Origin of the sequence: Pseudomonas taetrolens (assembly GCF_900475285.1) — a bacterium.
Lineage (GTDB): Bacteria > Pseudomonadota > Gammaproteobacteria > Pseudomonadales > Pseudomonadaceae > Aquipseudomonas > Aquipseudomonas taetrolens.
The window spans coordinates 1,099,479-1,119,802 of sequence record NZ_LS483370.1 but is presented as its reverse complement, the minus strand read 5'-3'; the positions used below and the strand labels follow the sequence as shown (position 1 = coordinate 1,119,802).

General features: G+C 58.1%; 15 protein-coding genes and 3 tRNA genes. 11 read left to right on the top strand and 7 right to left on the bottom strand.

Annotation, left to right across the window (positions count from 1 at the left end; genetic code table 11):
• Nucleotides 1–18 precede the first annotated feature (18 nt).
• The 4 genes from groL to DQN55_RS05370 all read right to left on the bottom strand — a co-directional run bounded on the left by groL (nucleotide 19) and on the right by DQN55_RS05370 (nucleotide 3,525).
• Complete coding sequence (gene groL, locus DQN55_RS05385) at nucleotides 19–1,665, bottom strand: chaperonin GroEL (protein WP_048377947.1); 1,647 nt, start codon at nucleotides 1,663–1,665, stop codon at nucleotides 19–21.
• 49 nt (nucleotides 1,666–1,714) lie between these two features.
• Complete coding sequence (locus tag DQN55_RS05380; RefSeq protein ID WP_016779794.1) at nucleotides 1,715–2,008, bottom strand: co-chaperone GroES; 294 nt, start codon at nucleotides 2,006–2,008, stop codon at nucleotides 1,715–1,717.
• Between the two features lie 246 nt (nucleotides 2,009–2,254).
• Nucleotides 2,255–2,728, bottom strand: coding sequence for an FxsA family protein (locus DQN55_RS05375; RefSeq protein ID WP_048377948.1), 474 nt, complete (start codon nucleotides 2,726–2,728; stop codon nucleotides 2,255–2,257).
• Nucleotides 2,729–2,799: 71 nt separating this feature from the next.
• Entirely contained in the window at nucleotides 2,800–3,525 is a 726-nt protein-coding gene (locus DQN55_RS05370) for a HugZ family pyridoxamine 5'-phosphate oxidase (protein ID WP_048377949.1), read from the bottom strand.
• A gap of 133 nt (nucleotides 3,526–3,658) precedes the next feature.
• Between DQN55_RS05370 and DQN55_RS05365 the strand changes: the two genes are divergently transcribed.
• Nucleotides 3,659–4,417: an SDR family oxidoreductase gene (locus tag DQN55_RS05365; RefSeq protein WP_048377950.1), complete on the top strand. Its 759-nt coding sequence runs from the start codon at nucleotides 3,659–3,661 to the stop codon at nucleotides 4,415–4,417.
• An 88-nt stretch (nucleotides 4,418–4,505) separates the two neighbouring features.
• On the opposite strand, the gene DQN55_RS05360 is transcribed toward DQN55_RS05365, so the two are convergent.
• The gene (locus DQN55_RS05360; RefSeq protein ID WP_048377951.1) at nucleotides 4,506–5,519 is read right to left on the bottom strand and encodes a DUF481 domain-containing protein; all 1,014 of its coding nucleotides are present in this window, start codon (nucleotides 5,517–5,519) and stop codon (nucleotides 4,506–4,508) included.
• 132 nt (nucleotides 5,520–5,651) lie between these two features.
• Between DQN55_RS05360 and DQN55_RS05355 the strand changes: the two genes are divergently transcribed.
• From DQN55_RS05355 to DQN55_RS05340, 4 genes are all read left to right on the top strand, one after another.
• A complete protein-coding gene (locus tag DQN55_RS05355) occupies nucleotides 5,652–6,026 on the top strand; it encodes an MGMT family protein (protein ID WP_048377952.1) in 375 nt (124 codons plus the stop codon).
• A 42-nt stretch (nucleotides 6,027–6,068) separates the two neighbouring features.
• Nucleotides 6,069–7,613, top strand: coding sequence for an AmpG family muropeptide MFS transporter (locus DQN55_RS05350; protein ID WP_048377953.1), 1,545 nt, complete (start codon nucleotides 6,069–6,071; stop codon nucleotides 7,611–7,613).
• Nucleotides 7,614–7,716: 103 nt separating this feature from the next.
• Nucleotides 7,717–9,432 carry a proline--tRNA ligase gene (locus DQN55_RS05345; RefSeq protein WP_048377954.1) on the top strand — a complete coding sequence of 572 codons (1,716 nt, stop codon included), beginning with the start codon at nucleotides 7,717–7,719 and terminating at the stop codon, nucleotides 9,430–9,432.
• A 17-nt stretch (nucleotides 9,433–9,449) separates the two neighbouring features.
• Nucleotides 9,450–10,403, top strand: a complete 954-nt coding sequence (locus DQN55_RS05340) for a hypothetical protein (protein WP_048377955.1) — start codon at nucleotides 9,450–9,452, stop codon at nucleotides 10,401–10,403.
• 25 nt (nucleotides 10,404–10,428) lie between these two features.
• On the opposite strand, the gene dinB is transcribed toward DQN55_RS05340, so the two are convergent.
• Entirely contained in the window at nucleotides 10,429–11,490 is a 1,062-nt protein-coding gene (dinB, locus tag DQN55_RS05335) for a DNA polymerase IV (protein ID WP_048377956.1), read from the bottom strand.
• Between the two features lie 288 nt (nucleotides 11,491–11,778).
• Here dinB and DQN55_RS05330 point away from each other — a divergent pair.
• The 5 genes from DQN55_RS05330 (at nucleotide 11,779) to DQN55_RS05310 (ending at nucleotide 16,510) form a co-directional block, all read left to right on the top strand.
• Nucleotides 11,779–11,855: transfer RNA gene (locus tag DQN55_RS05330), tRNA-Met, on the top strand.
• 160 nt (nucleotides 11,856–12,015) lie between these two features.
• Nucleotides 12,016–12,092, top strand: a tRNA-Met gene (locus tag DQN55_RS05325).
• Between the two features lie 161 nt (nucleotides 12,093–12,253).
• Nucleotides 12,254–12,330, top strand: a tRNA-Met gene (locus DQN55_RS05320).
• Between the two features lie 257 nt (nucleotides 12,331–12,587).
• A complete protein-coding gene (gene mprF / locus DQN55_RS05315) occupies nucleotides 12,588–15,230 on the top strand; it encodes a bifunctional lysylphosphatidylglycerol flippase/synthetase MprF (protein ID WP_048377957.1) in 2,643 nt (880 codons plus the stop codon).
• Nucleotides 15,230–16,510: a virulence factor family protein gene (locus DQN55_RS05310; protein WP_048377958.1), complete on the top strand. Its 1,281-nt coding sequence runs from the start codon at nucleotides 15,230–15,232 to the stop codon at nucleotides 16,508–16,510. Before mprF ends, DQN55_RS05310 begins: the two co-directional genes overlap by 1 nt.
• A gap of 123 nt (nucleotides 16,511–16,633) precedes the next feature.
• On the opposite strand, the gene DQN55_RS05305 is transcribed toward DQN55_RS05310, so the two are convergent.
• Nucleotides 16,634–18,535: a potassium transporter Kup gene (locus DQN55_RS05305; RefSeq protein ID WP_048377959.1), complete on the bottom strand. Its 1,902-nt coding sequence runs from the start codon at nucleotides 18,533–18,535 to the stop codon at nucleotides 16,634–16,636.
• 379 nt (nucleotides 18,536–18,914) lie between these two features.
• Between DQN55_RS05305 and rimO the strand changes: the two genes are divergently transcribed.
• Nucleotides 18,915–20,252 carry a 30S ribosomal protein S12 methylthiotransferase RimO gene (gene rimO, locus DQN55_RS05300; RefSeq protein WP_048377960.1) on the top strand — a complete coding sequence of 446 codons (1,338 nt, stop codon included), beginning with the start codon at nucleotides 18,915–18,917 and terminating at the stop codon, nucleotides 20,250–20,252.
• Nucleotides 20,253–20,324: the final 72 nt, after the last annotated feature.

Genomic DNA, 20,324 nt, shown 5'->3' with positions numbered 1-20,324 from the left:
TACAGGGGTAAGGCTGGCTTACATCATGCCGCCCATACCACCCATGCCGCCCATGTCTGGCATGCCGCCGCCAGCAGAGCCTTCAGCCTTCGGCTTGTCAGCAATTGCAGCTTCGGTGGTCAGGATCAGGCCACCGATGGAAGCTGCTGCCTGCAACGCGGAACGAGTCACCTTGGTAGGGTCCAGGATGCCCATTTCGATCATGTCGCCGTAGATGCCAGTCGCAGCGTTGTAACCGTAGTTACCTTTGCCGTTCTTGACTTCGTTGACCACAACGCTTGGCTCGTCACCGGAGTTGGCAGCGATCTGGCGCAGCGGTGCTTCAACAGCACGACGCAGTACAGCGATACCGACGTTCTGGTCAGCGTTGTCACCAGTCAGACCTGTCAGCGCTTCCAGAGCACGGATCAGCGCAACGCCACCGCCAGGTACCACGCCTTCTTCAACGGCTGCACGGGTTGCGTGCAGAGCGTCTTCAACGCGGGCTTTCTTCTCTTTCATTTCAACTTCGGAACCAGCGCCAACCTTGATCACTGCAACGCCGCCGGACAGTTTGGCCAGACGCTCTTGCAGTTTTTCACGGTCGTAGTCGGACGAAGTTTCGGCAACCTGGGCACGGATCTGGGTGATGCGAGCCTGGATATCCTGTTCTACGCCAGCACCGTCAACGATGATGGTGTTTTCTTTGGAGATGGTCACGCGCTTGGCACTGCCCAGGTTTTCCAGGGTGGCGCTTTCAAGGCTCAGGCCGATCTCTTCAGAGATAACGGTACCGCCGGTCAATACAGCGATGTCCTGCAGCATGGCCTTGCGACGGTCGCCGAAGCCTGGAGCCTTGACGGCTGCGACTTTAACGATGCCACGCATGTTGTTCACAACCAGGGTCGCCAGGGCTTCGCCTTCAACGTCTTCGGAAACGATCAGCAGTGGGCGGCCGGCTTTTGCAACGGCTTCCAGTACTGGCAGCATTTCGCGGATGTTGGAGATCTTTTTGTCGACCAGCAGGATCAGCGGGCTATCCAGCTCGGCAACCATGGTGTCCGGCTTGTTGACGAAGTACGGGGACAGGTAGCCACGGTCGAACTGCATGCCTTCTACAACCGACAGTTCGTTTTCCAGGCCAGTGCCTTCTTCAACGGTGATCACGCCTTCCTTGCCGACTTTTTCCATGGCTTCGGCAATGATGTCGCCGATGGAGCTGTCGGAGTTGGCGGAGATGGTGCCTACCTGAGCGATAGCCTTGGTGTCAGCGCATGGCTTGGACAAGTTTTTCAGCTCAGCAACAATGGCGATGGTCGCCTTGTCGATGCCGCGCTTGAGGTCCATCGGGTTCATGCCGGCAGCGACGGCTTTGTAGCCTTCGTTGACGATTGCCTGAGCCAGAACGGTGGCGGTGGTAGTACCGTCGCCTGCGTCATCGTTGGCACGGGAGGCAACGTCTTTGACCAGCTGCGCGCCCATGTTTTCGAAACGGTCTTCCAGTTCGATTTCTTTAGCGACGGAAACGCCGTCCTTGGTGATGGTCGGAGCGCCGAAGCTCTTCTCGATGATCACGTTACGGCCTTTAGGGCCCAGGGTCGCTTTAACCGCGTCAGCCAGGACGTTTACACCGGCGAGCATTTTTTTACGGGCGGAGTCGCCGAATTTAACTTCTTTAGCAGCCATGTTCGTTCTTCCTTAAATACTTTGTAGTAACGGGAAAATGAGCGGGTAATCAGCCTTCGATAACAGCGAGAATCTCGTTCTCAGCCATAACCAGCAGGTCTTCGCCGTCGACTTTCACAGTGTTGCTGCCGGAGTAAGGACCGAACACAACCTTGTCACCCACTTTAACGGCCAGTGCACGCACTTCACCGTTGTCCAGAACGCGACCGGTACCAACGGCAATGACTTCACCGCTGTTGGCTTTTTCAGCAGCCGAACCAGGCAGAACGATACCGCCAGCGGTTTTCTTTTCTTCTTCGCTGCGACGGATTACGACGCGGTCATGCAGAGGACGAAGCTTCATTGTCGATCTCTCCTAATTGTGGTGTTCATCGGCCGGTGTCAATACCGGCTGGGTTTGCAGTTCCGGAAATGCCGGGTGCGATTCGCTGAAGGGTGACTGCTGTTTCCAGCAAAACCCTGCGGTGTCCGTTACATAAGGGCGTATCCACCTATTACAAGGGCATACCCACGAATTTTTTTAGCGATTTGCAGCATTTGAAAAACAAACACGGCCCCCTGAGGCGCCGTGCTGGAGTGATGAAGTGCCTTACTTGTCGCGATGCTCGAACTCACCTTCAATCACATTGGGTTCACGGCCAACGGGCTGATGGGTGCCTGGACGCGCCTGGGCTTGAAATTCGTCAGCGAAAGCACGCTGGCGAATGGCTTGCTCTTCTGCGCGCTTGCGCAGACGGTTGACCAGAAAGCGGCGCACCGGCGGGAGCAGCAGCAACAGGCCGGCCACATCACTGATGAAGCCCGGAAGTACCAACAAGCCGCCACCCAGGGCCAGCATCAGGCCTTCAAGCATTTGCTGGGCTGGCAGTTCTCCGCGATTGAGACTGGCACGGGCGCTCAGGGCCGTGGCCAGACCGGCAAGACGAACCACCAGAATACCCAGCATGGATCCGGCAATGATCAGCAGCAACGCCGGGAAAAACCCGATAGCGGTGCTGACCTTGAAAAAAACGTACAGCTCTAGCACTGGAAACAACAGAAAGAGCAATAGAAAAGCGCGCATCAAATGATTCCTCTCCGGAAGAATATCTTCCAACCCGTCTTAGATGACGGCGCCTGACGCTAAATTCAAGGTCAGGCGGGCTGTTTTTTAGGCCACTCATCAGCTCGAGCCAGAAAAACCAGCGCTTCGCGGGCTTGTGCCGGGGTGTTGCACGGCGCCTGGAAGCCCAGCCAGAACAGGCTGTCACCAATGCGTAAATGCATACCTTCGCTGTCGATGCCCACCAGGCGCGCCGGGGCTGTTTGCGGCAACCCCGCAAGCTTGACGTAATGAGCGATGGCCTCGGCATGGTCGGCGTTCATGTGTTCGATCATTCTCAGTTCAGCCTGACCGGCAAATGGGTTGGACAGCGTTATCTGGTCCAGCCAGTGGATGGCACCAAAACCACCGATATAGCGATGTCGGACCGGTTTCAGCACCCAAAAATCGAAATCATGGGCACTGTGATAACTCTGCGACTCCGGGAAATAGCGGTAGTAACGCAAGGCCGCTGCATCGATGGCCGCAGGATCACTCAGCTGCTCGGCTTCGGCGAGGTAAGTCAGACGGCCAACGGCTTGAATATCCTCAGCCCCGCGCTCCCCTACCATGAGCGAGCACTTGGGGTCCTTGCGCAAGTTGTGCGTGTGCTGGGCAATGCGGCTGATGAGGATCAGTGGCCGACCTTCTTCGTCCAGGCAATAAGGTACGACCGAGCCGAACGGAAAGCCGGGCATGGCCTTGGAGTGCGTGGACAAGGCGCCCCGGTATTCCTTGAGCAGTAATTCTCGGGCATGCTTGGAAGCTTCAACGCTCAACTTATGACTCCTTATAAAAAACCCGTCGAAACGGACAAGTTCAGGGCTGGCTGCATGAAAGGCGACCTCTCATCCGGTGCCGATCAAAGGTCTGGTAAGGAATCACTCTGATGAATTGCTACCGAGGACTGACATGCAACTAAAAGACAAAGTAATCATTATCACGGGCGGTTGCCAGGGACTAGGTCGCGCCATGGCCGAGTATCTGGCCGACAAAGGCGCCAAACTGGCACTGGTGGACCTGAACCCTGAAAAACTCGAACTGGCCGTGGCCGCTTGCCAGGCCAAAGGTGTCGAGGCGCGCGCCTATCTGTGCAATGTGGCAGATGAAGAGCAAGTCATCCACACCGTGACCCGGGTTGCCGAAGATTTCGGTGCAATCCATGGCCTGATCAACAACGCCGGCATCTTGCGCGACGGCCTGCTGTTGAAGGTCAAGGATGGCGTGATGAGCAAAATGAGCCTGGCACAATGGCAGGCGGTGATCGACGTCAACCTGACCGGTGTTTTCCTGTGCACCCGTGAGGTGGCGGCAAAAATGGTCGAGCTCAACAATCAGGGCGCGATTATCAATATCTCGTCGATTTCCCGTGCAGGCAATGTCGGGCAAACCAACTACTCGGCAGCCAAGGCTGGTGTAGCCGCCGCGACCGTGACCTGGGCCAAAGAACTGGCGCGCTACGGCATTCGTGTTGCCGGGATCGCTCCCGGGTTCATCGAGACTGAAATGACCCTGGGCATGAAACCCGAAGCCCTTGAGAAAATGACCTCGGGCATCCCACTCAAGCGCATGGGTAAAGTCGAAGAAATCGCCCACTCCGCCGCTTACATTCTTGAGAATGACTACTACAGCGGGCGGATTCTTGAACTGGACGGTGGCTTGCGGATCTGATTCCTCCCGACACATGGCGCGAACACGCTTACACCTGCAGGATGCCGCTATTTCTGCAGGGACGAGCGTGCTGACGATGCAGCGGTGATTACCAACTCACCCCAAAGCCTGCGGTATAGCGGGTTTTGTTGAGGTTGCCATCGCTGACATTGCCACTGCCAATCAGGTCTTTTTCAGCCTTCAGGTTGAGCGAAGCCCATTCAGTCACTTTGTAGCGCAAACCGATTTCGGCATCGAGGCTGTAATCCGCAGCGTTGCCCAGCGGTTTACCGACTTCGCCATTGGTAAAGAGGGATACCGTCTTGCCCAGCAGGAAGCGGTTGTAGTCCCACTTCATGGCAAGCGAGTAAAAGTTGTCTTTCTGGCCATCTGAATACTGGTAATCAGTGCGGTTCAGCAATGAGCCCAGCGAGAATGCGCCCAATTCATCATCCCAAAACTGGTAACCCGGGCCGGTACCCACGGTGCGCTGGCGGGAAATGTCTTCCACCTTGTCGCGCTTATAGGTCAGTCGACCCTGCCAGTACCACTTCTCGTCAATAAAGTGGTCCAGGGCATATTCGGCGCTCCAATTGTCGGTGGTCACCACATCGTCCTGGAACTCACGGTTGTATTCGCCTTCGGCGTTATGACGCCAGGCCCCGTGGCGAGCCGTGGTCTTGAAATCAATGTCGTAATCATCGGTGTCTTTATCTGCACGCTTGTAGTCCAGAGCGACATCAACGTTGCCTTTCCAGGTCAAGTCTTCGATGAGCGGCTTGGGCTTGAGAATCTGCTGAATGCTCGCCAGCTCCACCGTCTTCGGCGCTTCGCCGTTGGCCAAAATCACTTTACCCTCTTCAGCGGCCTGCAGCGACTTGGCCTTCTCGCCAGTGTATGCATCTTGCTTGACCAGTAGTTCCTGGTCGCTTTCCAGCGTCTTGACCTGTCGCCAGTCAATCGGCACAGACCCGGCATACTCCGTCTGGATGAGTAACTTGCCGCCATCGAAGACCCGGATCTTGCCGGTCAGGCGGTCACCGTTTTTCAACCAGACCGTATCGGCAAACAAAGGCGTAGACACACTCAAGACAGCAAGGCATAACAGAATTCTGGACAGCATAAGCAGATGGGAAACTCGGATTTGCGAAAGAATGCCGGCATTATCCAGATGGATATGCCTCTGACCAAGAAAGACCGGTCGCTTGTGTTGTAGTTCCTTCATTAGTCCAATTGACAGAAATGTCTTCCAGCCATGAACGAGAAGAATCCCCAGATCAGAACAGCCGACGAAGCCCCCCAAACACCCGCGCAAATTCGTCGCGTGGCGCTGTATTCCACCTTGATGATGGTGCCTCCCGGACATGTCGTGACCTATGGTCAACTGGCTGAGCTGGCCGGTCTGGGCCGCGCTGCGCGCTGGGTGGGGCGCACACTCTCGCAACTGCCTGAAGGCACCCGCTTGCCATGGCACCGGGTGCTGGCGGCAGGAGGACGTCTCAGTCTGCCAGCAGGCAGTGCGTCCGGTGATGAGCAACGGGCCCGCCTGCGCGACGAGGGTTTGAGCATTGTGAATAATCGCGTGGATATACAGCGTCATGGCTGGCGCCCGATAGAGCACTGCGGTTAGAGTGCGCCCTTTGTTTCCGTAATCTGAGGCAGACTCCAGCCCATGCCCCGTAAAACCTGGCGCGCCGCGCTCGCTGCCTATGCCAGCCCCTCGACTCTTGTGCTGTTGTTGCTCGGTTTTGCCGCCGGCTTGCCGTACATGCTGGTGTTCTCGACGCTCTCCGTGTGGTTGCGCGAAGCTGGCGTGGCCCGCGAAACGATTGGCTATGCAAGCCTGATCGGACTGGCCTACGCCTTTAAATGGGTGTGGTCACCGCTACTCGATCAGTGGCGCCTGCCGCTGCTGGGTAAACTCGGCAGGCGTCGTTCATGGCTGGTACTTTCCCAGTCGCTGGTGATCCTGGGCCTGGTCGGCATGGGCTTTTGCGACCCGCAACAACACCTTTCGTGGCTGATTGCCATTGCTGTGGTCGTGTCGTTCGCTTCGGCGACCCAGGACATTGCGGTGGATGCCTACCGCCTGGAAATCGCCGAGGACAGTCGCCAGGCTGCGCTCGCCGCCAGCTACATGTCCGGTTATCGGGTAGCCGCCCTGCTGGCAACCGCCGGCGCCCTGTTCTTTGCCGAGGGGTTCGGCTCGACCGGTTTCAATTACAAGCACTCCGCCTGGACCGGCACCTACGTGCTGTTCGGCCTGCTGATGGTCCCGGCCCTGCTCACGAGCTTTTTCATGCGTGAGCCGCCGGTGCCGTTACGCACCCAATTGTCGGCCGGCCGTTACAGCTTTGGTCATCAACTGGCGTCCGTGTTTGTACTGATCGTGCTGCTGGTTTCAGTCCCGGCCATGTTCACCCAGCTCTATAACACCGACTTTGCCGGCGTGCTGTTCGAGGGCATCAGCCCGATGAATCTGGTGCTGGAGGACCGGGCCTTTTTACGGGCCATCCTGTACACCCTGCTCACGGTACTGTGCTTGTCGTCCATCGGACGACGCGGCCTGGCACCGGTGCTGACCCCGGTAAACGATTTTATCCTGCGCTACCGCTGGCAAGCTTTGCTGCTGCTCGGCCTGATCGCGACCTATCGCATGTCTGACACGGTCATGGGCGTCATGGCCAACGTGTTTTATATCGACCAAGGGTTCACCAAGGACCAGATCGCGGGCGTCAGCAAGATATTCGGCCTGATCATGACCCTGGTCGGGGCCGGCATGGGCGGTTTGCTGATCGTGCGGTTCGGTATTTTGCCCATTTTGCTGATTGGCGGCGCGGCGTCTGCAGGCACCAACCTCATGTTCATGCTGCTGGCCGACATGGGCCCCAACCTGCAAATGCTGGTGGTCACGATCTCACTCGACAACTTCAGCTCCGGGCTTGCGACCTCTGCTTTTGTGGCTTACCTGTCCAGCCTGACCAACCTCAAGTTCTCCGCCACCCAATACGCCCTGCTCAGCTCAATCATGCTGCTGCTCCCGCGCTTGATGGGCGGTTACTCAGGCGTACTGGTCGAGAAGTTCGGCTATCACAACTTCTTTATCATTACCGCTCTGATGGGCATTCCGACACTGCTGCTGATCAGCCTGCACTGGTTCCAGGAGAACCGCCGGGCACGCCTGAACCCTCCGGTCAGCCTCGAAAAAACCTCGTAAACACCCGGGGGAGCCGCTCTCCCCCGCCTGCCCTGTACGCAAGCACGTCTCACCCGTACAATGCCCAGTCATTTCTAGTCATCAGCAACGGCAACGGCTAACCATGCGCACCAGTCAATATTTGCTCGCCACACAGAAAGAAACGCCTTCAGACGCGGTCGTTATCAGCCACCAGCTGATGCTGCGCGCCGGCATGATCCGTAAACTGGCTTCCGGCCTGTACACCTGGCTGCCCATGGGCCTGCGGATCATGCGCAAGGCAGAAGCCATTGTTCGCGAAGAAATGAACGCTGCCGGCGCCCTGGAAGTGTTGATGCCCAGCATCCAGCCGGCTGAGTTGTGGCAAGAGTCCGGTCGCTGGGAAGAGTACGGCCCGGAACTGCTGCGCCTGAAGGATCGCCACGGTCGTGAGTTCTGCGTTGGGCCAACCCACGAAGAAGTCATCACTGACCTGTGCCGCAACGAGTTGAACAGCTATAAGCAGCTGCCGATCAACCTGTACCAGATCCAGACCAAATTCCGTGATGAAATTCGCCCGCGCTTCGGCTTGATGCGTGGCCGTGAATTCATCATGAAGGACGCCTACTCGTTCCATGCTGACCAGGCATCGCTGCAGGTCACGTACGACCGCATGCACCAGGCCTACTGCAACGTGTTCACCCGCCTGGGCCTGAACTTCCGTCCAGTTGAAGCCGACAACGGCTCCATTGGCGGTGCCGGCTCTCACGAGTTCCACGTTCTGGCCGAGTCCGGCGAAGATGACATCGTGTTCAGCAACGGTTCCGACTACGCGGCCAACATCGAAAAGGCCGAAGCCGTTCCTGCCGAAACCTCGCGGCCTGCAGCCACTGAAGAGCTGCGCCTGGTCGATACTCCGGACGCCAAGACCATTGCTCAATTGGTAGAAGGCTACAACCTGCCAATCGAAAAAACTGTCAAGACGCTGATCGTTCACGCCGCCGAAGCAGGCAAGCTGATCGCTCTGGTGATCCGTGGCGATCACGAGCTCAACGAAATCAAGGCCGCCAACCACCCACTGGTAGCCAGCCCGCTGACCATGGCTTCAGACGCAGAACTGTTCGCCGCCATCGGCGCCGGTGCCGGCTCCCTGGGCCCGCTGAACCTGCCATTGCCGTGCATCATTGACCGTTCGGTTGAACTGATGAGCGACTTCGGCGTGGGTGCCAACATCGACGACAAGCACTACTTCGGCGTGAACTGGGAACGCGACCTGCCTGTACCGACCGTGGCCGACCTGCGTAACGTTGTCACCGGCGACCCTAGCCCGGACGGCAAAGGCACGCTGGAAATCAAGCGCGGCATCGAAGTGGGCCATATTTTCCAGCTGGGCACCAAGTACAGCGAAGCCATGAAGTGCCAGGTTCTGGGCGAAAACGGCAAGCCTGTCACCTTGGCGATGGGCTGCTATGGCATCGGTGTCTCCCGTGTCGTCGCCGCTGCCATCGAGCAGAACAACGACGCCAACGGCATTATCTGGAGCGACGCCCTGGCACCGTTCCAGGTTGCACTGGTGCCCCTGCGTTACGAAACCGAAGCCGTACGTGAAGCCACTGACAACCTCTACGCCCAACTGACGGCCGCCGGTTTTGAAGTACTGCTGGACGATCGCGACAAGAAAACCAGCCCGGGTAACAAGTTCGCAGACATGGAACTGATCGGCATCCCGCACCGGATCGTGGTCAGTGACCGCGGCCTCGCCGAAGGCAACCTCGAATACAAGAGCCGCACCGAAGCAGACGCTCAAGCGCTGCCCGTTGCCGATGTGCTTGCGTTCCTCCAGGCCCGTATCCGTCGCTGAATCCAGATAGAGACGTCATGTTCAAGCGAAGTACCTTAACCCTCGGGGGCGCCGCCATGTGCGGCGCCCTGCTATTGAGCGGCTGTGCCAATCACATGTCGCAACGCAGCGAGCACGAGGAGCGCATCGAGCGAAAACTGCTCGCGCACAGCCTCCAGATCGACGTTGGATCACCCTCGGTGCTTGAGCTGCCGCAACGACGTGTGCGCATCAATGAACAAAAGACCTTTGAGGTCACTGAGTTCGATGTCACACGCCATTACGACCGCTACACCCCATATCAACCCTGGCGCGAAGTCTATGAGATTCCGCTGGGAGCAGTTGCGGTGGTCGCGGGGGTCGGTGCCAATGTGCTTAACGTCTTTATGTTCGGGCAATTGCCGGACAGCGTGACCAAGGATTGGGTACGTTATGGCTTCGCCGGCCTTAACCCGGCCATGAACGTGCAATCTCACGGCCGTGCCGAGCAGAACCTGGCGGGAATTGATGATATTCAGCGCGACAAGCGCCTGGAATACTCAAGCCTGCCGTGGGCCGAGCGTCCGGTCATGGTCAAGGCTGGCAAGCAAAATCATGAGCTCACCACCGACCGGCATGGCATCTTGCGTCTCAACCTGCTGGACAGCCCGTTTGCCGAGCAAGACCTGAATCGCATCGGCAAACTGACCATTACCGTTGAAGATGCCCAGGACGAAACCCACTCTGATTCAACCCTGTCGATCAGCAGCAACCTTCGGGGCAAACTGCTGGAAGCGCACAACCTGATCTACGACGACCTGGAAGGCGACGACGTCAGCCAGTGGGTTCATCGGGTCAAGCGTCTGTCGGAGCTGGGGCTGGAAGAAGAAGCCAGCGAACTGGAACAAAGCCTGATCGAACTCACGCGTAACGATCCTGAGTTACAGCATGAATTCCTTCAGTCCCTGACCAAAAATGCCGGACGCCTGGTGGCTGACCCCGGGGTTGGCTGAAGCAATGCCTACAGCGGTGGATTGCCTAACGCTTGAACAGCTCCAGCTGTTCATGCCCACCACTTAAATCCTGTAAACGCACGCCCAGCCCCAGTAACCGAACGGGCCGGGCGCCGCGCGCAAACGCCTGACTCAGCAATCCCTGATAACTCTCAAGATCCCGCCCGGCACCGGACTGTTCTAGCGTGGTCTGGGTAAAGTCGTGGAACTTCACTTTGACGAACGGCTTGCCTGGGCGATAGCTGCTGTCGATACGCGCAATGCGTCCATTCAGAGTGGCCAACAGCTCGGGCAACTTTTCCAGACAACTGGCCAGGTCCGGTAAATCCGTGTCGTAAGTGTTTTCAACACTCACAGACTGACGTCGGCTGTCGCTCTGCACCAACCGCTCATCTATCCCTCGTGCCAAACCCCATAGCCGCTCGCCGAAACTGCCAAATTCACGCACCAGCGCCAGCTTGTTCCACTCGCGCAACTGAAGACAGGTTTCGATACCCAAGCGCCCGAGCTTGTCTGCGGTCACCTTGCCTACGCCATGCAACTTATTGACTGGCAGCGCCGACACAAAGTCATCCACCTGATCCGGAGTAATCACAAACAGACCGTTGGGCTTCTTCCAGTCACTGGCGATTTTGGCCAAAAACTTGTTGGGCGCCACACCCGCGGAGACAGTGATGTGCAGCTGATTGGAAACCCGGCGCCGGATATCCTGGGCAATACGCGTGGCGCTACCGGCAAAATGCGGGCTATCGGAAACATCCAAATAAGCCTCATCCAATGACAGCGGCTCAATCAGCTCGGTGTAATCACGCAAGATGCCATGAATTTCTCGGGACGCTTCTTTATAGGCGTCCATTCGGCCATTGACGATAATCAGATCCGGACACAGCTTGAGTGCATGCCGGGAAGCCATCGCAGAGCGTATGCCGTACGCCCGCGCTTCGTAATTACAGGTAGAAATCACGCCACGATGATCCGCAGAGCCACCCACCGCCATCGGCTTGTTCGCCAGGCTCGGGTCATCACGCATTTCAATAGCGGCATAGAAACAGTCACAGTCGACGTGGATGATTTTGCGCTGCGTCATGTAAGGCAGTGTTCTTCAAGAGAGTAGGCAATGCAGAGCGTCAGTATGTCATCGTGAACTGTATATAGCACCAGTAGTCTTGATTACCCCCGACAAGCGTAGGAAAAATCCACGTTGAATATATTTAACTAATCGAACATCTGTCTCTGATAGAGTCAAACCCATAGCGCACAGGGCCTGCAGCCCTTTCCACTTGCACAGTTATTATCTAACCGATTGAACCAGAACAGTTTTTTCTAAATTAACGTTTGACACCCCAGCGTATCGCTGTAGAATCCACCCCACAGACGCGGGATGGAGCAGTCTGGTAGCTCGTCGGGCTCATAACCCGAAGGTCGTCGGTTCAAATCCGGCTCCCGCAACCAAACATCGAAAAAGGCTACTCGAAAGAGTGGCCTTTTTTGTGCGCGTCTATTTTTCGAATAAACCCGGCAGCACACAAAACGAGCGGCACGGCCTTATTTGCTGCATTTATGCATTAAAGGTTGACTCATCCCCACATCACTGTAGAGTGCGCACCACAGACGCGGGATGGAGCAGTCTGGTAGCTCGTCGGGCTCATAACCCGAAGGTCGTCGGTTCAAATCCGGCTCCCGCAACCAAACATTAAAAGGCTGCTCGAAAGAGTGGCCTTTTTTGTGCCCGCCTGTTTTTCGCCCTCCCCGCCAAGGTCAGGGCTCCAGATTAAAGCCGGGCTTTTCAACCGCTTACGCGATTAAAGGTTGACACTTCGGCGTTCCTCTGTAGAATGCGCCCACACAGACGCGGGATGGAGCAGTCTGGTAGCTCGTCGGGCTCATAACCCGAAGGTCGTCGGTTCAAATCCGGCTCCCGCAACCAAACATCAAAAAAGGCTACTCGAAAGAGTGGCCTTTTTTGTGCGCGCTCGAAACGTGCCTCCAGCATGAATGTCCATACCCCGCCCTATCCCATGGACGAAGACCGCCTACGCTTGCTTCATGCTTTGCCCTCTGTTTAACGCCTCGAACCTGAACAAAAGGCAAACAGCTTAAAATATTTCAAGATATTTCAAGCCAGGGGATTGGTTACTTGAGCCCATGCCCCCATTCTGTCGCGCACGATCCACGAGGTGATTGATGCCCGATAACTCGCCAGAACCCAAAAAAACCGTGACTGCCGCCCTCCCTATTACAGCCAGGCGTTTGCACCTGCTGGATGTGCTGAGCAAGTATCGCCAGCCTATTGGGCTCGCGCTGACTCTGTTGCTGTTTACGGTCGCCCTAATTGCCTGTCGCCATCTGCTCAGCGAACTCGACTTGTATGCCTTGCACGACTCCATTCTGGAAGTGCCCAAGCCCGCCCTCCTCGGTGCCTTGGCCGCAACGGCGGTGGGGTTTCTGATACTGCTCGGATACGAGTGGTCAGCCAGTCGCTACGCCAACATCAAACTGCCCTTCAGAATCCTGGCCCTGGGTGGATTCACTGCCTTTGCCGTAGGAAACGCCATTGGCCTGTCACTGCTCTCCGGCGGCTCCGTGCGTTACCGCTTATATGCTCGGTTCGGACTGGGGGCGTCTGAAGTTGCACACATGACGCTATTTGCCAGCCTGTCCCTGGGCTGCGCGTTGCCGCCACTGGCCGCCCTGGCAACATTGAGCAACTTGCCTGCTGCCTCTGCAGCGCTACACATTCCGGCCCTTCTATTGGGTGCAATCGCGTTCGCCGTTCTGGCGCTCTCGGCATTGCTGGCACTGGGCATTTATCGCCGCCGCCTGCCCGAACAGCCGATCCCGGACAATCTGCTGGTCAGGGCCGGGCGGCGCACCCTACGTTTGCCCAGCGTGCGCCTGTCATTGCTTCAACTGCTGATCACCGCGCTGGATGTCGCCGCAGCGGCCACCGTGCTGTATCTGTTGCTGCCAGAAGCCCCGCCCTTCGCTCCATTTCTGCTGGTGTATCTGCTGGCACTGGCCGCCGGCGTACTGAGCCATGTTCCGGGCGGGGTCGGGGTTTTCGAGGCTATCTTGCTTGCAGCCTTTGCTGACAAGCTGGGGGCCGCGCCTTTGGCTGCCGCGTTGCTGCTGTACCGGATGATCTATGTGATCCTGCCGCTGCTGGTGGCCTGCCTGATGCTGCTGATCACCGAAGCACAGCGCCTGATTCAGACCCGGCAAAGCCTGCGGGTGGCCTCCGGCCTTGCAGCGCCGGTGCTGGCGGTGCTGGTATTTATATCCGGCGTGGTTTTGCTGTTTTCCGGCGCTACCCCGGAAATCGATACGCGCCTTGAGCACATCGGCTTCCTGATCCCCCACCGACTGATTGACGCCTCACACTTTGGCGCCAGCTTGATCGGTGTGCTGTGCCTGTTACTGGCTCAAGGCTTGCGTCGACGCTTGTCTGCCGCCTGGATGCTGACCATGGTTTTGCTGCTGGTGGGTGCCGTACTCTCTCTGCTCAAGGGCTTTGACTGGGAGGAAGCCACTATCCTGGCGTTGACCGCCAGCCTGCTGGCACTGTTTCGGCGCTCGTTCTATCGCCCCAGTCGCCTGACCGAATTGCCTTTTTCGCCGTTGTACGTGGTGGCCAGTGTGTGCGTGCTAGGGGCCTCTATCTGGCTGCTGCTGTTCGCCTACCAGGACGTCCCTTACAACCATGAGCTGTGGTGGCAGTTCACCCTGGATGCCGACGCCCCGCGCGGATTGCGCTCATTGCTGGGGGCGGCAGTGCTCCTGGTGATCGTTTCCCTGACTTGGCTACTGCGTACCGAACGCCCGGTGATTCACCTGCCCGACGCAGCAGAACTGGAGAAAGCCGAAAAAATCCTGCTCGCTTCCGATCAACCGGATGGTGGACTGGCCCTGACCGGCGACAAGGCGCTGCTGTTCCACCCGGACGACAACGCCTTCCTGATGTACGCCCGCCGTGGCCGCAGCCTGGTGGCACTGTACGACCCCATAGGGCCCAACCAGCAACGCGCCGAGCTGATCTGGCAGTTTCGCGACCTCTGCGACACGCACCACGCACGCCCCGTGTTCTATCAAGTGCGCGCAGAGAACCTGCCTTTTTATATGGACATCGGCCTGACTGCGATCAAGCTTGGAGAAGAAGCCCGGGTCGACTTGCATCGCTTTGATCTCGATGCCAAGGGCAAAGAGATGAAAGACCTGCGCTACACCTGGAACCGTGGCTCCCGTGATGGCCTGTCATTGGAAATTCATGAGCCGGGCGAGGCACCGCTGGATGAACTCAAGGTCATTTCCGACGCCTGGCTGACCGGCAAGAACGTACGCGAAAAAGGCTTCTCGTTGGGACGCTTCAGCCCGGACTACATCAAGCACTTCCGGGTCGCGATCATTCGCTTTGAAGGCAAGCCGGTGGCCTTTGCCAATCTGCTGGAGACCCACAGTCATGAACTGTCGAGTCTGGACCTTATGCGCGCCCACCCGCAGGCGCCAAAACTGACCATGGAGTTCATGATGGTCGGCCTGATCCAGCATTACAAAAAGCAGGGCTACGCCCGTTTCAGCCTGGGGATGGTGCCGCTGTCCGGCCTCCAGCCTCGTCGCGGCGCCCCCTTGACCCAGCGTTTTGGATCGATGGTGTTCCAGCGCGGCGAGCAGCTGTACAACTTCCAGGGTTTACGCCGCTTCAAAGACAAATTCCAGCCGGACTGGGAACCTCGTTATATGGCCGTGCCTGCCGGGCTTGATCCGCTGGTAGCACTGGCTGATACCGCCGCCCTGATTGCGGGTGGCTTGACTGGATTGGTGAAACGCTAATGAAACATCGTTCCTGGCGGTTTTTGCTGGTAACCCTCGTGGTACTGGTCGCGTTTGCTGCAGGCGGCTACTGGTACTGGAATCGTCCCGCCCCCGAACCCTCCCTTGAACACCTGAGCCAGGCCGATGGTTCAACCCTGACCCGGGTGACCCCGGGCCAATCGGTTCACGCCAGGGTGGTCATCGCTGCTCCGGCCGAAGAGGCGCTCAATGACAAGCAATTGTTGGCCCTGAGCCGTAGCGGCGACGCGCAGTTGGTGCAGGTCATTCTGCCCAAGGATGATTGCATCTTGCAGCAGCAAGCCCTGCAAGGCGCCCTGCAGCAACTTAAAGGCAGTGCCACGCTGGTCAGCGGCATAGGCCCGGGCGCGAGCCTGGCCTGGCGCTGGCTGGCCGGGCAAACCAGCGACAAGGCTCAAGCCGTGTCGGTGGGCTTCACACTCGAAGCACCCGGTTGCACCCTGCCTCTGCCGAAAACAGCCGCGCACGGTAACTGGCTGGTGGCCTGGAACGACAACCCGGACGACCCCAGTGCCGCATTCGTACGCGATCAGCCCCGGGCGCAAACCAGCATCAGCGACTATGACATTCACCTGCCACAGGTGCTGAGCAATGAACTGCGCAAGATACTGGTGGGCAATGAAAATGGCGGACTGAACATCCCCGTCGTCGAAGTGCCCGCAGGTCAGCAAAACAGCACCGTCACCCTGTTCCTCTCCGGTGATGGTGGATGGCGCGATCTGGACCGCGACGTCGCCGGGGAAATGGCCAAGATCGGCTACCCGGTCGTCGGCATCGACACACTGCGCTATTACTGGCAGCACAAAACGCCGGAACAAAGCGCCAGCGACCTCACCGAACTGATGCAGCATTACCGGCAAAAATGGGGCACCCAGCGTTTTGTGCTGGTGGGTTACTCGTTCGGTGCAGACGTATTGCCCGCCACCTATAACCGCTTGCCGCCTGCCGAGCAAAACCGGGTAGACGCCATCATCATGCTGGCTTTCGCACGCAGCGGCAGCTTTGAAATCCACGTCGATGGCTGGCTGGGTAAAGCAGGCGCAGAGGCTGACACCGGCGAGGAAATGTCAAAACTGCCGGCGGCCAAAGTGGTGTGCATTTATGGCGAAGAGGAAGTCGATGAAAGTGGCTGCACGGCCAGGACAGCCGTGGGCGAAGGCATGAAACTGCCAGGCGGGCATCACTTTGATGAGAACTACCCGGCACTGGCCCAGAGGCTGGTAGACGCAATCAAACAGCGTCAGGGGGTTGTGCAGTAAACCCGATAGCCTCGAACGGCTACGAGTATCCTGTAGCCGCTGCCGCAGGCGGCGATGGGTTGGGAAGCGACCCTGTTTTCGAAGGTCCTTCGGCCCGTATCGCAGCGTGCGGCAGGTCGGCTATTACATTTCGACCTGGGTTCCCAGCTCAATTACCCGGTTGACTGGCAACTTGAAGAACCGCAGGTTGCCGTTGGCGTTTTTGAGCATGAAGGCAAACAAGGCTTCGCGCCAACGCGCCATGCCCACCGGTTTGGTCGCAATCACCGTTTCCCGACTGAGGAAGTAAGTGGTGCGCATCGGATTGAAGTCCAGATCATCGAGATGGCACAGCTTCAGCGCTTCAGGCACGTCCGGCTCATCCATGAAACCAAAATGCAGGATGACCCGGAAGAAGCCCTCACCGTAGGTATCAACCTCAAAGCGTCGATCCGCCGGAACCCGCGGCGAGTCTTCGTTGACCACTGTCAACAGCACCACTTGTTCGTGCAGCACCTGGTTATGCAGCAGATTGTGCAATAACGCATGGGGGACCGCATCCGGGCGCGCCGTCAGAAACACCGCTGTGCCCTGCACACGATGCGGCGGTTGCACACGAATACTGCTGATAAACAGCGGCAGCGGTAGCGCGCTTTCGTCCAACCGCCCCACCAACAGCTGTTTGCCCCGGCGCCAGGTGGTCATGAGCACAAACAACACGATCCCCGCCAGCACCGGAAAGGCACCACCCTGCACAATCTTCGGCACGTTGGCCGCGAAAAACAGCCCGTCCACCAAGAGAAAGCCGATCAACACCGGCACTGCCAGTACCGGTGGCCATTTCCACAGCAGCAGCATGACCGCCGTCACCAGGATGCTGGTGATCAGCATGGTCCCGGTCACCGCCACCCCATAAGCTGAAGCCAGTGCCCCTGAAGACTCAAAACCCAGCACCAGCAAAATAACGCCCACCATCAACGACCAGTTCACGGCACCGATGTAGATCTGGCCTTGCTCATCACTGGAGGTATGCTGGATATGCATACGCGGGATATAACCCAGCTGAATGGCCTGGCGAGTCAACGAGAAGGCCCCGGAAATAACGGCCTGGGACGCAATGACTGTCGCCAGCGTGGCCAGCCCTACCAAGGGAATCAGCGCCCAATCGGGTGCCAGCAGGTAGAACGGATTACGGGCTGCAGCCGGATCTCCCAGCAACAAGGCACCCTGACCGAAATAGTTAAGCACCAGCGCGGGCAGCACCAGAAGGAACCAGGCGCGAGCGATCGGCTTGCGGCCAAAATGGCCCATATCGGCATACAGCGCTTCGGCGCCGGTCAGCGCCAGCACCACCGCGCCCAAAATAGCCACGCCCATCCCGGGGTGAGACACAAAGAAGCGTACTCCCCAGATCGGATTGAGGGCATTAAGCACTTCTGGATGCTGGTAGATGCCATGGATGCCGAGCACCGCCAGCACCACAAACCACAGCACCATGATCGGACCAAACAGCTTGCCCAGCGTGGCCGTACCGCGACGCTGAATCAAAAACAACGCCACCAGCACAATCAGCGCCAACGGCACGACCCACCGCTCCAGCCCGCTGAAGGCCAGCTCAAGCCCTTCAACCGCGGACAACACCGAGATCGCCGGGGTGATCATGCTGTCGCCATAAAACAGCGAGGCGCCGATCAGCCCCAGAATCACCAGCAGCGAGCGCAACCGCGGATAAGGTGACGCGGCCCGTCGCGCCAGCGCCGTCAAGGCCATGATCCCGCCCTCGCCCTGATTGTCGGCGCGCAGGATAAACAGCACGTACTTGATCGATACCACCCAAATCAGCGACCACAGGATCAGCGCCAAAATACCGAAGACGCCATCATGGTTGACCTGCACACCATACCCACCGGAAAACACCTCTTTAAGGGTGTAAAGCGGGCTGGTGCCAATATCGCCATACACCACACCTACCGCTGCTACCAGCATGCCGATAGGCTTTGCTGCTGAGTGGCCGCGCTCTGCGGCCTGACTACCTGCCTGCCCCATCAATCACTCCCGCACTCAAGACTGGAACTCATATAAACAGTACGACGCACTCGCTGACCCGAGCTGCCCCGGCCTAAGCCATACCCCACATCTCCGGCCCCATACGAGGAGGGAGAGACGCGATACCCGGCCCGGGAAAACCTGCACAGCATGCGCTGCTTTACTTCCAGTTACAGATGTTTTCTTGACCTGATGACCCTACCAATATCTGGCGGCGCGAAGCATAGCGCAGCACTCGTCGCAAATCCCCGTTTAACGCTGGTCAACTGCGTTGACCATAGCTAAAATTGCGCACTTTTTTTGATTAGAGGCGCACCAAGCGCCCGTTCGTCGTGCAGCCTTTACGGGCATGTAACGTCACTACATACCGAGGTTCGCCATGTCCACCGTTACCACGCCAGCCAACCCAAAGGTCGGCTTCGTCTCACTGGGTTGCCCAAAAGCACTGGTCGACTCCGAGCGCATCCTTACGCAGCTGCGTATGGAAGGCTACGATGTCGTCTCCACCTATCAGGACGCCGACGTCGTGGTGGTTAACACCTGCGGCTTTATCGACAGCGCCAAAGCTGAATCGCTGGAAGTCATCGGTGAAGCCATCAAGGAAAACGGCAAGGTCATCGTCACGGGCTGCATGGGTGTCGAAGAAGGCAACATCCGCGACGTGCATCCAAGCGTGCTTGCGGTTACCGGCCCGCAGCAGTACGAACAAGTGGTCAACGCAGTGCACCAGGTCGTGCCGCCTCGCCAGGATCACAACCCGCTGATCGATCTGGTGCCGCCGCAAGGTATCAAGCTGACGCCGCGTCATTACGCCTACCTGAAGATTTCCGAAGGCTGCAATCACAGCTGCAGCTTCTGCATCATCCCGTCGATGCGCGGCAAACTGGTCAGCCGCCCGGTCGGCGACGTGCTCGACGAGGCCCAGCGCCTGGTCAAGGCCGGCGTGAAAGAGCTTCTGGTGATTTCCCAGGACACCAGCGCCTATGGCGTCGATGTGAAATACCGCACCGGCTTCTGGAACGGCGCCCCGGTCAAAACCCGCATGACCGAACTGTGTGAAGCCCTGAGCACCCTGGGTGTCTGGGTACGCCTGCACTACGTTTACCCGTACCCGCACGTTGACGAGCTGATCCCGCTGATGGCCGCCGGCAAGATCCTGCCGTACCTGGACATCCCGTTCCAGCACGCCAGCCCGAAAGTACTCAAGGCCATGAAACGCCCGGCCTTTGAAGACAAGACCCTGGCACGGATCAAGAACTGGCGCGTAATCTGCCCGGACCTGATCATTCGCTCGACCTTCATTGTCGGCTTCCCGGGTGAAACCGAAGAAGACTTCCAGTACTTGCTCGACTGGCTGACTGAAGCCCAGCTCGATCGCGTCGGCTGCTTCCAGTATTCGCCGGTAGAAGGCGCCCCTGCCAACCTGTTGGACGCCGCCATCGTGCCGGATGAAGTCAAGCAGGATCGCTGGGAGCGTTTCATGGCCCACCAGCAAGCCATCAGCGCCGCTCGCCTGCAGATGAAAATCGGCAAGGAAATCGAAGTCCTGATCGACGAAGTCGATGAGCAAGGCGCCGTTGGCCGCTGCTTCTTCGATGCTCCGGAAATCGACGGCAATGTCTTTATCGCCACCGAAAAAGACATCAAGCCCGGCGACAAAATCATGTGCCGAGTGACGGACGCCGACGAATATGACCTGTGGGCTGAAGCACTTTAAGCCCCGGGCATAACCCGTTCAAAAAGCCCTGCCGCTTCTGCGTCAGGGCTTTTTTTGCAGCTATGGTTAACC

What these genes read in the sequence shown, in the direction of transcription:
- DQN55_RS05360 (WP_048377951.1), bottom strand. Translation starts at nt 5,519, where the DNA reads ATGCTGTCCAGAATTCTGTTATGCCTTGCTGTCTTGAGTGTGTCTACG.
- groL (WP_048377947.1), bottom strand. Translation starts at nt 1,665, where the DNA reads ATGGCTGCTAAAGAAGTTAAATTCGGCGACTCCGCCCGTAAAAAAATG.
- DQN55_RS05340 (WP_048377955.1), top strand. Translation starts at nt 9,450, where the DNA reads ATGTTCAAGCGAAGTACCTTAACCCTCGGGGGCGCCGCCATGTGCGGC.
- DQN55_RS05375 (WP_048377948.1), bottom strand. Translation starts at nt 2,728, where the DNA reads ATGCGCGCTTTTCTATTGCTCTTTCTGTTGTTTCCAGTGCTAGAGCTG.
- DQN55_RS05355 (WP_048377952.1), top strand. Translation starts at nt 5,652, where the DNA reads ATGAACGAGAAGAATCCCCAGATCAGAACAGCCGACGAAGCCCCCCAA.
- DQN55_RS05310 (WP_048377958.1), top strand. Translation starts at nt 15,230, where the DNA reads ATGAAACATCGTTCCTGGCGGTTTTTGCTGGTAACCCTCGTGGTACTG.
- mprF (WP_048377957.1), top strand. Translation starts at nt 12,588, where the DNA reads ATGCCCGATAACTCGCCAGAACCCAAAAAAACCGTGACTGCCGCCCTC.
- DQN55_RS05345 (WP_048377954.1), top strand. Translation starts at nt 7,717, where the DNA reads ATGCGCACCAGTCAATATTTGCTCGCCACACAGAAAGAAACGCCTTCA.
- DQN55_RS05305 (WP_048377959.1), bottom strand. Translation starts at nt 18,535, where the DNA reads ATGGGGCAGGCAGGTAGTCAGGCCGCAGAGCGCGGCCACTCAGCAGCA.
- DQN55_RS05350 (WP_048377953.1), top strand. Translation starts at nt 6,069, where the DNA reads ATGCCCCGTAAAACCTGGCGCGCCGCGCTCGCTGCCTATGCCAGCCCC.
- rimO (WP_048377960.1), top strand. Translation starts at nt 18,915, where the DNA reads ATGTCCACCGTTACCACGCCAGCCAACCCAAAGGTCGGCTTCGTCTCA.
- dinB (WP_048377956.1), bottom strand. Translation starts at nt 11,490, where the DNA reads ATGACGCAGCGCAAAATCATCCACGTCGACTGTGACTGTTTCTATGCC.
- DQN55_RS05365 (WP_048377950.1), top strand. Translation starts at nt 3,659, where the DNA reads ATGCAACTAAAAGACAAAGTAATCATTATCACGGGCGGTTGCCAGGGA.
- DQN55_RS05380 (WP_016779794.1), bottom strand. Translation starts at nt 2,008, where the DNA reads ATGAAGCTTCGTCCTCTGCATGACCGCGTCGTAATCCGTCGCAGCGAA.